The organism is Campylobacter corcagiensis, assembly GCF_013201645.1.
Taxonomy (GTDB): domain Bacteria; phylum Campylobacterota; class Campylobacteria; order Campylobacterales; family Campylobacteraceae; genus Campylobacter_B; species Campylobacter_B corcagiensis.
This window is the reverse complement of record NZ_CP053842.1, coordinates 1,437,300-1,450,497: the sequence shown is the minus strand read 5'-3', so window position 1 is coordinate 1,450,497 and position 13,198 is coordinate 1,437,300. Positions and strand designations below refer to the sequence as shown.

Sequence of the window (13,198 nt, the reverse complement as noted above, 5' to 3'; positions counted from 1 at the left end):
ATAAATGGCAAGACTTAAATTTATATGTGATTTTGATAGATGTATAGATTGTAATGGGTGCTCTGTTGCTTGTGATAGCGGACATGAGCTACCTTTGGCTGTTAGAAGAAGAAGAGTTTATACCTTTAATGAAGGAATTCCAGGTAAGCAGTTTTCAGCTTCCATAGCTTGTATGCACTGCAAAGATGCACCTTGTGCACAGGTTTGTCCGGTTGATTGCTTTTACATAAGAGATGATGGAATCGTCCTACACGATAAAGACACTTGTATAGCGTGTGGATATTGCCTGTATGCATGTCCATTTGGAGCACCTCAATTTGATAAAAATGGCAGTGGAATTTTTGCAACAAAAGGGGTTATGGATAAATGCACGATGTGTGCAGGTGGACCGGATGAAACTCACTCTTCTAAAGAGCATCACAAATATGGACAAAACCGTATAGCTGAGGGTAAAGTTCCATTATGTGCAGCAATGTGTTCTACAAAAGCACTCATTGTAGGAGATGCCCAAGAAGTTGATAAAATTTACAGTGATAGAGTCAAGCTTAGAGGTTATAATTTAGGAAATCTTAGTACGCCAGATGATGAGGCTAGTGATTATCCACTAACATCAATAATGTTTGGTTGAGATAATATGTGGATTTATCATATTAAGTAAAAATATGATATAATCCACATAAGGTTAAGTTTTATTAAAGGAAATTAGATGAAAAAGGCAGTTTTATTTCTATTTATCTGCACAAGCGCTATCTTTGCTGGTGTTTCAAACAAAGAGTTTATTGATCAAGTGCAATATAATAGTTCAGTTTGGGGTGAAGGCAGGGTAGAAAATATAGTTCCATATGCTTCTAGCCCTTTTGCTCAGCTTTTTGTTGAGCTTCAAAGTGCAGGCGTGTTTAAATATTTAGCACTTTTTGCAGTTATTGCTGTAATTATCGCTTTTATAGGTCACTATATGATTGTTGGACCAAAGTCATTTTCACACGATCATGGTAAGGTTTATGCGTTTAGTAAATTTGAGAGAATTATCCATCTTATAGCTGCTGTTGCTTGGGTTATACTTGTTCCAACAGGTTTAATTATAATGTTTGGCTCATCTTTTGGTGGCGGTGGATTTGTATCATTTATGAAGGACTTACACGGTGTGGCAACTATTTTCTTTGCTATATCACTGCCATTTATGTTTGCTTTTTGGTTTGTAAGAATGCTTCCTGTTATGTATGATTTAAGATGGGCATTGATAGTTGGCGGGTATTTATCTAAGAAAAAAAGAGCAATACCAGCTGGCAAATTTAATTTTGGTCAAAAAGCATGGTTTTGGGTCTGTACGTTAGGTGGATTTTTTATGATTGTTACTGGTGCTGTGATGTTTTTCTTAGATGGTACGATTCCTGGAGCAAATGGAGCAGTATTTGGTATAAGCCAGATTGAGTTTTTAAGACTTTCAGCTATCATCCATAACATTTTAGGTGCAGCTTGTGCGGTATTTTTATTAGTGCATATTTATATGGCAGTTTTTTGTATCAAGGGTGCAATACATGCTATCATAAATGGCTACAAAGAAGAAGAAGAAGTTTATGTGCTTCATCACTACTGGTATCAAGAACTACTTAAAAAAGGTAAAATCCAAGAGTCTGTTTTTGAAGATAAATACCCAAGATTAGAACCTGTTAATGCTGTTGGCAAGGTTATATGATAAGCCCAACTGCAAAGACTTCAATAGTTAAATTTAAAGATAACTTACAAAAAGAAGTAAGTGATATCTTAGTTAGAGAGGTCAAGTATGACCTCTTTGTAAATTCTAAATTTTTAATATCTATAATGGCTACGCCAATTGATGAAAAAGCTTTGATAATAGGCTATTTAATAAGCGAAGGTATTGTGGCAAATTTTAAAGATATATCTAAATTTGAATTTAACCTAGTAGATGAATTTAGCATAAATGTAGAAATTTCAGCCAAAATAAATGAAGAAAATTTTGCTAAACTTAACTCTTATGGCATTATCGTTAGTGGTTGTGGGAGTGCTAAAAGTCTAAATTTATTGCCAAAAGATATTAAAGCTAAGAAATTTAGCGGTGAAGTTAAATTTAGCAAGCGTTTAGTTTTGTCAAGAATGGCTACTTTTTATACTGAGTGTGATCTTTACGAGCAAACTGGATGCGTTCACACAGCAAAACTCTATACCAGTGATAATGAGTTTTATTTAGGTGAAGATATAGCCCAGCATAACACCATAGATAAAGCATTAGGAAAAGCCATTTTAAATGGTGCTAATCTAGGAAATTCATTCTTAATGGTAAGTGGTAGGCTCAGTTCTGAAATGGTTGTTAAGGCGATAATGCACGGTGTTCCACTTATCGTCTCAAGAACAGCACCAACTTATCTAGGAGTTATGGTAGCAAGGAGTTTTAACTTAGGGCTGTGTGGTTTTGCTAGAGGACAAAATATAAATGTTTATAGTGGAGAGCTTATATGAGTAGTTTAGAAGAGCTGATTGATAAGCATACAGTTGATGGCAAGATTGATTGTGGGATGTGTTTTAAGATTTCTAAAAATTTAAACATTGATATTTCAGAAGTTAGCGATAAAGTTAATGAAATGAATATAAGAATTTCTGCTTGCCAACTTGGGCAGTTTGGTAAATTTAAACATGAAATTAACAGCAGCGATGTAGAAACTGCAGAGCTTTTAAAAGAATTTATGGATGATAAAAGGCGAGTTTTTTGTAAAGATGCTAGAGAAATAGCAGAAAACAGAAGCGGTTTTAGAAAAGTAAGAGCTAGTCTTAGAGAAAATAAAATAGATATAAAATACTGCCTACTTGGCTGTTTTAAAGAGAAAAAAGGCAAACAAATGGAGATTAAAACTAAAATTTGGATAGAAAATTCAAACGGAGATCTGCTTTTTGGGCGTGGTAAAACTGAGGTTTTGGATATGATAGATAAGGTAGGAAGCATTAAAAAAGCGTCTGAAAATTTAGATATGAACTATAAAAAGTGCTGGAATCACCTTAAAATTTTAGAGCGTCATTTCGGCGAGACTCTTTTTGAAACAAAACAAGGTGGTGGCAATCAAGCTGGAACTAGACTAAAACCAAAAGCATATGAGCTAATAAAAGCTTATAGAGAGCTTGAAAGAGATATTGAAGAATTTGCTCACAAAAGATTTAAAGAGCTTTTCATAAAAAAATAGATGCAAATTTAATATACTTAAATTTATATTTTAGTTATTGAAATTTAGATATAATATCGAGGTTAGCTTTGAGTTTCAAAGATTTAAAATTTATAAGGATATGTTATGAAGCTAGATTTACGAGATTTGGAGTGTCCAGAGCCAATTATTAAAGTCAAAGAAAAACTTAACTCTATTAAAATCGGCGAAAGCTTTGAAGCTGTTGTAAATACACTTCCACCGCAAGAAAATATTAGCCGTTTTTTAAAGACAAATGATGTGCCTTTTGAGATGAGCAGAAATGGCAAAGAAGTGCTTTTTAAAATTACAAAAAACAAAGATATACAAGAGCAAGATTTATCTGTTTATAATTGTGGACTTCCAACAAATGCTACTAAAATTTTATATCTAAATGATGATAGAGCTGGAAGTGGCGAAGTTGGCCCTAGTTTGCTTGCAAAATTTCTAGGATCTATTTCAAATTTACCAAATAAACCAACTAAAATTTTCATTGTAAATAACGGCGTTAAGATGACAACAGATAGAAGTCATCCATGTTATGCGGTTTTAAAAGAGCTAGAAGATAAAGGAATTGAAATTTTTACATGCGGAAGTTGTCTTGAAAGCTATAAATTAGTAGATAAACTTAGCATTGGAAAGATGACAAATGCTTTAGAAATAATGGAAAATTTGACTAAATTTGAGGTTATTTCACTTTGATATATAAAGATTTTAGTCTTACGAAATTTGTAAAAGCTGCGGGCTGAGCTGCTAAAGTAAGCCCGGAGGGTTTAGACAATGCATTAGGCGGTATCTTGGAAAGTAGCCCGAGTTTAATCTCAAGCATAAATAGCAATGAAGATGCTAGCGTTTATCAAATTTCATCTGATACTGCTTTAGTTCAGACTCTAGACTTTATAACTCCAGTTGTAAATGATCCATTTATTTTTGGGCAGATTGCAGCTGCAAATTCTTTAAGTGATGTGTTTGCTATGGGGGCAAAAGTCATCACAGCCCTTAACATCATGGGCTTTGATAGTTGCCATTTTGGTAGCGAGATAATGAGCGAAATTTTAAGGGGTGGAAAAAGTAAAGTAAAAGAGTGTGGCGGGATAATGACTGGCGGACACACGATAGAAACTCCTGAGATGTATTATGGTTTAAGCGTAACTGGTTTAGTAAATCCTACTAAATTTTGGTCTAATAATACAGCAAAAGTTGGAGATGTCTTAATCCTTACAAAGCCCCTTGGAAGCGGTGTTGCAAGCACGGCTATAAAGGGAGATTTTGCTAGTATAGCTCAGATAAAAGAGACTGTATTTTACATGAGTCAGCTAAATTTTTACGCAGTAGAAGCTCTTAAAGATTTAAGCGTGCACGCGGCAACCGACATTACTGGTTTTGGGCTTTTAGGACACGCTAGTGAGATGTTAAATTCTCAAATTTCACTTAAATTTGATAGCTTGAAAATTCCTTTTATGAGTTTTGCTGCTAAATTTAGAGATCTTGGTCTTATACCAGCTGGTGGATATAGAAATTTAGAATTTGTTAGCAAATTTTTAAACAAAAAACCAGACATTTTACTTACAGATCCTCAAACAAGCGGCGGACTTTTGGTAGCAATCCTAGAAAAAGATGCCCCAAAAGCCCTTAAAAATCTACAAAATTTAGGTTATGAAAAAGCCGCCATAATCGGTGAGGTTATACAAAGAGGAGAATTTGAAATTTATATATAAATTTGGATATTATAAGCTAAATTATGACAAGGAGCTAAAATGATGAGTTTTGAAGATAGTCTTAAATTTCGTCATGCTTGTAAAATTTTTGATGATAAGTTAAAGATAAGTGATGAAAATTTTTCTAAGATTATAGAAGCTGGTAGGCTTAGTCCAAGTTCACTTGGTTTAGAGCCATGGGATTTTCTTTTAGTAAAAAATACTGAACTAAAACAAAGGCTTAAAAAAGAGTGCTGGGATCAGGCACAAATCACTACCGCATCGCATCTTTTGGTTGTTTTTGCTAAAATTTCTGATCTTTATCCAGGCAGTGAATATATTAAGGATATGGTTTCAAGACGAACTGATAAAAATAGCAATCAGCACGCTACCTATATAGAAAAAATAGAAAATTTTATTAGAAATAATGTTGGGCTTAGCGATCTTGAAATTTTTGCGTGGAGTAAGGCTCAAACCTTTTTAGCTGTGCAAAATATGATGAGTATGGCAGCAGTTTTGGGTATAGATAGTTGTCCGATGGAAGGTTGGTTTAGCGAAAAAAATCTAGATGCAATTCTTACAAATGATTCGCAAAAACGCCGTATTGCAGTAATATTATCGTTTGGATATAGGCTTAATGAACAAAGTTTAAAGATAAGAAGAAGTGTAGATGAGATACTAAAAGTTATCCATTGATCCATAAAAGCTTAGTATGAAAAAACTCTTTTTAATCACAACTTTGCTATTTTTTAGGTTTTCATTAGCTAGCGACATAGCTTTAGAAAGCTTTAAAAGTAGCGTTTTAAATGTTGATTTTAACGCTACTACTTTAGTGCTTAGTAGTGATTATCTTGATGATGATATCAAGGTTAAATATAATATTTTTGAATTAGGAAAAAACACCTACATAGATACACAACTTCCAAGTTTTAGGTTAAATTTAGATGGTGATTACCTGTTTTATTACCCTATGTTTTGGGCAAATTATGAATATGCTAAACCTAAAACTATAAGAGTTGAAAGTAGCAAAATAAATGGAAATATCGGCGGGTTTAGTCTAACTTTAGATGAGATAATAAATATAAAAATTAAAAATTATGTAAAAAAGGGAAGCTCTTTTTTAGCACGACTTGAAAATATAAACACAGATATTGGTTTTAAAACAGATGAAAATTTTATAAACCTTAGTTTAGATGGCGGAATTTCAGAGTTGGTTTTTGATTTTTTAAAGCAGATATATAAATTTTCAAATCTGAAATTTGATGTTAAAATTTTAAATTTAGATAAAGATTTCATAAAAAAAGAGCTAAATTTAAGAGGATTATATGAAATTTTATCACAAAATTTAAAGGTAGAAGTTTCAAATATTAGCTTTAGCGATATCCACAATAGAGAGGTTTTGATAAGCGGTAGATTTGGCGTGGATAACTACAGTGGCGATCTTACGAAGGCTATATATGCTGATTTAGATATCTCTTTTGATAAGGAGTATTTAATGCTTTTTACAAAAGGCGATACTACAGTAGAGAAGCTACTTTTTAGTAGTGGAATTTTAATTAGTGATGGCAATAAAGCAACTTTAAATATAAAAACTTTAGATAATAACATAATCATCAATACTCAAATAAATTTAAACAGCCTAATAAAAGATACTAAATATGCTAAAAGTTTAGAAAATATTGGGTTAAAAATAGATGAGTTAGATAGCCAAAATGCTTTGAAAAGTGGAGTTATAAATTTTTTAACACATAATAATACCTTAAATACAGCAAAAACTTATAATATTTTTAGTGAAATTTTAGATAGAAACAGAAGTTCTAATGTTAGTGTATATACAAAAGAGCAAAATCAAACTAGTAACAACCACCCAAATAACAAATTCTAAAAACCCCTTGAAATTTCTCCCCAACTTTCAGCTATATTTAAGCTTTACTCTTGTATAATTTCATTTCGCTTTTAAAGGAAGCCTTTTTAAAGAGCTTAAATAATAATTTTATCAAGCTAAGTTAAACAGTCTTTTTATAAAAGTATGTTTTTTAAATTTAATAATGTTAAACTATAAATCAAAGTCAATCTTTGAAATCTAAATAAGTGATCGATTGAGCCATTTATTTATATACTCTTTATAGTCTTTTCTATCGTATATAGATAACTTTAAGATATCTATATAAAATATGGAGAACCTTAGATATAAGCAAGTAATTAACTTACTATATCAATTAAGAGTAAAATTATAAATTAATAAATATTTTAAAATCTTATTTTTACTATAAATTCCATAGTAGATTTAAGCTATTAAAGTTTTAAAGATTAAACTTAAATAAAAACAAACACTCTTTAGTTTTTATATACCATAATAGTAATATAAAAATACTAAAGTTTCATATTTTTATGGAGAGTTTGATCCTGGCTCAGAGTGAACGCTGGCGGTATGCCTAATACATGCAAGTCGAACGATGAAGTCCTAGCTTGCTAGGATGAATTAGTGGCGCACGGGTGAGTAATATATAGTTAATCTGCCTTACACTAGAGAACAACAGTTAGAAATGACTGCTAATACTCTATACTCCAACTTATCATAAGTTAAGTTGGGAAAGTTTTTTCGGTGTAAGATGAGACTATATCGTATCAGCTAGTTGGTAAGGTAATGGCTTACCAAGGCTATGACGCGTAACTGGTCTGAGAGGATGATCAGTCACATTGGAACTGAGACACGGTCCAAACTCCTACGGGAGGCAGCAGTAAGGAATATTGCGCAATGGGGGAAACCCTGACGCAGCAATACCGCGTGGAGGATGACACTTTTCGGAGCGTAAACTCCTTTTGTTAGGAAAGAATAATGACGGTACCTAACGAATAAGCACCGGCTAACTCCGTGCCAGCAGCCGCGGTAATACGGGGGGTGCAAGCGTTACTCGGAATCACTGGGCGTAAAGGACGCGTAGGCGGATTATCAAGTCTTGTGTGAAATCTAATGGCTTAACCATTAAACTGCACAGGAAACTGGTAGTCTAGAGTAGGGGAGAGGTAGATGGAATTCTTAGCGTAGGGGTAAAATCCGTAGAGGTTAAGAGGAATACTTATTGCGAAGGCGATCTACTAGAACCTAACTGACGCTGAGGCGTGAAAGCGTGGGTAGCAAACAGGATTAGATACCCTGGTAGTCCACGCCCTAAACGATGTATACTAGTTGTTGCTTTGCAAGTCAAAGCAGTAATGCAGCTAACGCATTAAGTATACCGCCTGGGGAGTACGGTCGCAAGATTAAAACTCAAAGGAATAGACGGGGACCCGCACAAGCGGTGGAGCATGTGGTTTAATTCGAAGATACGCGAAGAACCTTACCCGGACTTGATATCTAACAAATCATCCAGAGATGGAAGAGTGTCTGCTTGCAGAAATGTTAAGACAGGTGCTGCACGGCTGTCGTCAGCTCGTGTCGTGAGATGTTGGGTTAAGTCCCGCAACGAGCGCAACCCACGTGTTTAGTTGCTAACAGTTCGGCTGAGTTCTCTAAACAGACTGCCTACGCAAGTAGGAGGAAGGTGTGGACGACGTCAAGTCATCATGGCCCTTATGTCCGGGGCGACACACGTGCTACAATGGCATATACAGTAAGACGCAATATCGTAAGATGGAGCAAATCTATAAAATATGTCCCAGTTCGGATTGGGGTCTGCAACTCGACCCCATGAAGCCGGAATCGCTAGTAATCGTAGATCAGCCATGCTACGGTGAATACGTTCCCGGGTCTTGTACTCACCGCCCGTCACACCATGGGAGTTGATTTCACTCGAAGCAGGGATGCTAAATTAGCTACCTTCCACAGTGGAATCAGCGACTGGGGTGAAGTCGTAACAAGGTAACCGTAGGAGAACCTGCGGTTGGATCACCTCCTTTCTAGAGTACAATATAGATACTCTCTCACAAGATATCTATAAGAAAGTTACAATTAAATGATCAATTGAAAGCTTATTTAGATTTTAAAGGTTGACTAAGGTTATTGTCTAATTTCTTAAAAAATAGATATAAATACTAAACCAGTAGCATTTATGAAATTAAGATATATCTGTATTGTAAATGTAAAAAAATATATAAAGATGGGGAATTAGCTCAGCTGGGAGAGCGCCTGCCTTGCACGCAGGAGGTCATCGGTTCGATCCCGTTATTCTCCACCATTAAAATAATTGAGTTAATAGCTTGTCTTAAATTTATAGTTTAATACTAAATAGTAGAGATTTAATCTTAAAATTTACCCAAATTTTAAGATTAGGTCTTTACCTAAACGATCTTTAAAGTACAATTGTTAAAAGTCACAAACAAGTTTTATAAAATAAAACAATTTTACAGGAACTTGTTAAAGCTTTAATCTAACTATTATAAAAGCAAACATATAGATTTTAACTGTTATCAAGATCTATTTGTTAAAGATTGAATCACGGATATATAAAGAGTTAAAACTTATCTTTATATCATCATTAATCTCTTTCCGTCTTAAATAGTTAGTTTAAATATTATAAAGCATATTTAAAACTTCAGTAGTTTTAAATTTAAACATAAAGATATAATTTAAAGATACTATGTAATAATAGATACACTATAATATGATCTATAAGAACTATATAGTATAAATCATTAAATTTCAAATCTTTATAAATTTAACTTTATCTTTAACAAGGAAGTAATGCGAATTAGAATATCAACATAATAAAATGATTCTAATACTTCGTAAGCGACATAGTAAATCTACCTTAATTTAGATTTAGGTGGGTCAAGGGAGTGTTTACACTCCTTGTCGCAAAGAGTAGCTTTGCTACTCTGCGAAGTTAAAAAAGGTAAGCTACTAAGAGCCAATGGCGGATGCCTTGGTTGGTAGAGGCGATGAAGGACGTACTAGACTGCGATAAGTCTCAGGGAGCTGTCAAGAAGCTTTGATCTGGGAATTTCCGAATGGGGCAACCCAGTATATAGTGATATATACTACCATTGTTATGGAGCAAACGTGGGGAATTGAAACATCTTAGTACCCACAGGAAAAGAAATCAATAGAGATTACGCTAGTAGCGGCGAGCGAACGCGTAATAGGGCAAACCACTAGTTTACTAGTGGGGTTGTAGGACTGCAATAAAGACTAAAAAGAGTTAATAGAATAATCTGGAAAGTTTAAGCATAGAGGGTGATACTCCCGTATATGAAAACTCTTTTTTACTTAGCAGTATCCTGAGTAGAACGAGGCACGTGAAACCTTGTTTGAAGCTGGGAAGACCACTTTCCAACCCTAAATACTACTACCAAACCGATAGTGTACAAGTACCGTGAGGGAAAGGTGAAAAGAACCGCGGTGAGCGGAGTGAAATAGAACCTGAAACCATTGGCTTACAATCATTCAGAGCACGATTCTTTATGACGTGTGATGGACTGCCTTTTGCATAATGAGCCTGCGAGTTGTGATATCTGGCAAGGTTAAGGAAATCCGGAGCCGTAGCGAAAGCAAGTCTTAATAGGGCGTTTAGTCAGATATTGCAGACCCGAAACGAAGTGATCTATCCATGAGCAGGTTGAAACCGGTGTAAGAGCCGGCGGAGGACCGAACCCGCTGACGTTGAAAAGTCTTGGGATGACTTGTGGATAGGGGTGAAAGGCCAATCAAACTTCGTGATAGCTGGTTCTCTCCGAAATATATTGAGGTATAGCGTTATGTAGTAACTATAGGGGGTAGAGCACTGAATGGGCTAGGGCATACACCAATGTACCAAACCCTATCAAACTCCGAATACCTATAGTGTAATCATAGCAGTCAGGCGGCGAGTGATAAAATCCGTCGTCAAGAGGGGAACAACCCAGACTACCGACTAAGGTCCCAAAATCTTATTTAAGTGGAAAACGATGTGAAGTTACTTAAACAACCAGGAGGTTGGCTTAGAAGCAGCCATCCTTTAAAGATAGCGTAATAGCTCACTGGTCTAGTGATTTTGCGCGGAAAATATAACGGGGCTAAAATAAGTACCGAAGTCGTAGACTTAGTTTTACTAAGTGGTAGGAGAGCGTTGTATTTAGCGTTGAAGATGTACCGGTAAGGAGCGTTGGAGCAAATACAAGTGAGCATGCAGGCATGAGTAGCGTTAAATCAGGTGAGAATCCTGATCGCCGAAAACCCAAGGTTTCCTACGCGATGCTCGTCATCGTAGGGTTAGTCGGGTCCTAAGCAAAGTCCGAAAGGGGTATGCGATGGAAAATTGGTTAATATTCCAATACCAATTATTATGTGCGATGGAAGGACGCTTAGAGTTAGTGGGGCTAACTGATGGAATAGTTAGTCTAAGAGTGTAGGTTGAGTTATAGGCAAATCCGTAACTCTTTATCCGAAACTTTAAAGGCTTTTCAAACTCTTCGGAGAGCGAGAAGAACCCATGATACTGTCGAGCCAAGAAAAGTTTCTAAGTTTAGTAATAATTGCCCGTACCGTAAACCGACACAGGTGGGTGGGATGAGTATTCTAAGGCGCGTGGAAGAACTCTCTTTAAGGAACTCTGCAAAATAGCACCGTATCTTCGGTATAAGGTGTGCCTACCAGGGTGCAAGCCCTAGAGGTTACAACAAAGAGTCCCTCCCGACTGTTTACCAAAAACACAGCACTCTGCTAACACGTAAGTGGATGTATAGGGTGTGACGCCTGCCCGGTGCTCGAAGGTTAATTGATGGGGTTAGCATTAGCGAAGCTCTTGATCGAAGCCCGAGTAAACGGCGGCCGTAACTATAACGGTCCTAAGGTAGCGAAATTCCTTGTCGGTTAAATACCGACCTGCATGAATGGCGTAACGAGATGGGAGCTGTCTCAAAGAGGGATCCAGTGAAATTGTAGTGGAGGTGAAAATTCCTCCTACCCGCGGCAAGACGGAAAGACCCCGTGGACCTTTACTATAGCTTGACACTGCTACTTGGATAAAGATGTGCAGGATAGGTGGGAGGCTTTGATTAATAGACGCCAGTTTATTATGAGCCATTGTTGAGATACCACTCTTCTTTATTCGGGTAGCTAACTAGCATATGTTATCCATATGTAGGACAATGTCTGGTGGGTAGTTTGACTGGGGCGGTCGCCTCCCAAATAATAACGGAGGCTTACAAAGGTTAGTTCAAAACGGTTGGAAATCGTTTGTAGAGTATAAAGGCATAAACTAGCTTAACTGCGAGGCCAACAAGCCAAGCAGAGACGAAAGTCGGTCTTAGTGATCCGGTGGTTCTGTGTGGAAGGGCCATCGCTCAAAGGATAAAAGGTACCCCGGGGATAACAGGCTGATCTCCCCCAAGAGCTCACATCGACGGGGAGGTTTGGCACCTCGATGTCGGCTCATCGCATCCTGGGGCTGGAGCAGGTCCCAAGGGTATGGCTGTTCGCCATTTAAAGCGGTACGCGAGCTGGGTTCAGAACGTCGTGAGACAGTTCGGTCCCTATCTGCCGTGGGCGTAAGAAGATTGAGGAGAGTTGACCCTAGTACGAGAGGACCGGGTTGAACCAACCACTGGTGTATCTGTTGTTCTGCCAAGAGCATCGCAGAGTAGCTAAGTTGGGATGTGATAAGAGCTGAAAGCATCTAAGCTCGAAGCCAACTCCAAGATTAATCTTCTTTTAAGAGCTCTAGTAGACTACTAGTTTGATAGGCTGGGTGTGTAAGTGATGTAAGTCATTTAGCTGACCAGTACTAATAGCTCGTTTGCTTATCTTATTTTTATTTTTTACTCTTTTTGTTTTATGTGTTGTCAGGTTTCGTAAAACACTGTGGTCACTACCTATAAGGTAGCTCCCTTGTATTTTACTCACCTTCCTAGCCTAAAATCAAAAATAGTTAAAAAAATAGCTATTATGAGATTATAAATATCATATAGTTTTAAGCATTACTTCCTTGTTAAGGATAAATCTTTATCCAAAGTAAAATAGTTTTATAAAATAAAACTTTTGACTTTTAACAACTCCAATCGTTAAATTAGAGATTTGACTACAGTTTTATTTTTAGACTGTAGAGTTTATATCTTAGATCTTTAATTTAACGATTGTCCGTGATTATAGAGAGTTGGAAACGCCTTGACCCATCCCGAACCAAGAAGCTAAGCAACTCATCGCTGATGATACTCTCTCTTACTGAGATGTGGGAAAGTAGGTCTTTGCGGACTTCGTTATTATACATTACTAAAATTCATTAAAACCAACACCCCTTAATAAAAATAACATAATAAAATATAATCTTACCTATTTACTAGTTGTAACAAGTCTTATAGAGAATGTTTGTTTGTAGAATTAAGCTATTTTAA

At 36.1% G+C, this 13,198-nt stretch carries 8 protein-coding genes, 1 tRNA gene and 3 rRNA genes; all 12 read left to right on the top strand.

From position 1 onward, the window contains the following. The first annotated feature begins 4 nt into the window (after window positions 1–4). Complete coding sequence (gene fdh3B, locus CCORG_RS07420; RefSeq protein ID WP_025801750.1) at window positions 5–628, top strand: formate dehydrogenase FDH3 subunit beta; 624 nt, start codon at window positions 5–7, stop codon at window positions 626–628. Between the two features lie 78 nt (window positions 629–706). Further along, a complete protein-coding gene (locus CCORG_RS07415; protein ID WP_025801748.1) occupies window positions 707–1,696 on the top strand; it encodes a formate dehydrogenase subunit gamma in 990 nt (329 codons plus the stop codon). After that, complete coding sequence (gene fdhD, locus CCORG_RS07410; protein WP_025801746.1) at window positions 1,696–2,478, top strand: formate dehydrogenase accessory sulfurtransferase FdhD; 783 nt, start codon at window positions 1,696–1,698, stop codon at window positions 2,476–2,478. The genes CCORG_RS07415 and fdhD overlap by 1 nt, the downstream gene beginning before the upstream one ends. Then, window positions 2,475–3,194 (top strand): winged helix-turn-helix domain-containing protein, encoded by a 720-nt coding sequence (locus CCORG_RS07405; RefSeq protein ID WP_025801744.1) that lies wholly within the window; start codon window positions 2,475–2,477, stop codon window positions 3,192–3,194. Before fdhD ends, CCORG_RS07405 begins: the two co-directional genes overlap by 4 nt. 105 nt (window positions 3,195–3,299) lie before the next feature. Beyond that, complete coding sequence (yedF, locus tag CCORG_RS07400; protein ID WP_025801742.1) at window positions 3,300–3,893, top strand: sulfurtransferase-like selenium metabolism protein YedF; 594 nt, start codon at window positions 3,300–3,302, stop codon at window positions 3,891–3,893. After that, window positions 3,890–4,909 (top strand): selenide, water dikinase SelD, encoded by a 1,020-nt coding sequence (selD, locus tag CCORG_RS07395; protein WP_081755050.1) that lies wholly within the window; start codon window positions 3,890–3,892, stop codon window positions 4,907–4,909. Before yedF ends, selD begins: the two co-directional genes overlap by 4 nt. A 39-nt stretch (window positions 4,910–4,948) precedes the next feature. Beyond that, window positions 4,949–5,584 (top strand): NAD(P)H-dependent oxidoreductase, encoded by a 636-nt coding sequence (locus CCORG_RS07390; protein WP_051487241.1) that lies wholly within the window; start codon window positions 4,949–4,951, stop codon window positions 5,582–5,584. Window positions 5,585–5,600: 16 nt separating this feature from the next. After that, window positions 5,601–6,773, top strand: coding sequence for a hypothetical protein (locus tag CCORG_RS07385; RefSeq protein WP_025801736.1), 1,173 nt, complete (start codon window positions 5,601–5,603; stop codon window positions 6,771–6,773). 503 nt (window positions 6,774–7,276) lie between these two features. Continuing rightward, window positions 7,277–8,788, top strand: a 16S ribosomal RNA gene (locus CCORG_RS07380). A gap of 202 nt (window positions 8,789–8,990) precedes the next feature. Next, window positions 8,991–9,066 (top strand) — tRNA-Ala (locus CCORG_RS07375). Between the two features lie 655 nt (window positions 9,067–9,721). Further along, window positions 9,722–12,615: ribosomal RNA gene (locus CCORG_RS07370) — 23S ribosomal RNA — on the top strand. A gap of 327 nt (window positions 12,616–12,942) precedes the next feature. Further along, a 5S ribosomal RNA gene (gene rrf, locus CCORG_RS07365) occupies window positions 12,943–13,060 on the top strand. Together the 16S, 23S and 5S rRNA genes with 1 tRNA gene alongside form the textbook arrangement of a ribosomal RNA operon. Window positions 13,061–13,198: the final 138 nt, after the last annotated feature.

Bases quoted from the DNA above. Each gene is read 5' to 3' on its own strand.
- fdh3B (WP_025801750.1), top strand. From the start codon at position 5: ATGGCAAGACTTAAATTTATATGTGATTTTGATAGATGTATAGATTGT.
- CCORG_RS07415 (WP_025801748.1), top strand. From the start codon at position 707: ATGAAAAAGGCAGTTTTATTTCTATTTATCTGCACAAGCGCTATCTTT.
- CCORG_RS07405 (WP_025801744.1), top strand. From the start codon at position 2,475: ATGAGTAGTTTAGAAGAGCTGATTGATAAGCATACAGTTGATGGCAAG.
- yedF (WP_025801742.1), top strand. From the start codon at position 3,300: ATGAAGCTAGATTTACGAGATTTGGAGTGTCCAGAGCCAATTATTAAA.
- CCORG_RS07390 (WP_051487241.1), top strand. From the start codon at position 4,949: ATGATGAGTTTTGAAGATAGTCTTAAATTTCGTCATGCTTGTAAAATT.
- CCORG_RS07385 (WP_025801736.1), top strand. From the start codon at position 5,601: ATGAAAAAACTCTTTTTAATCACAACTTTGCTATTTTTTAGGTTTTCA.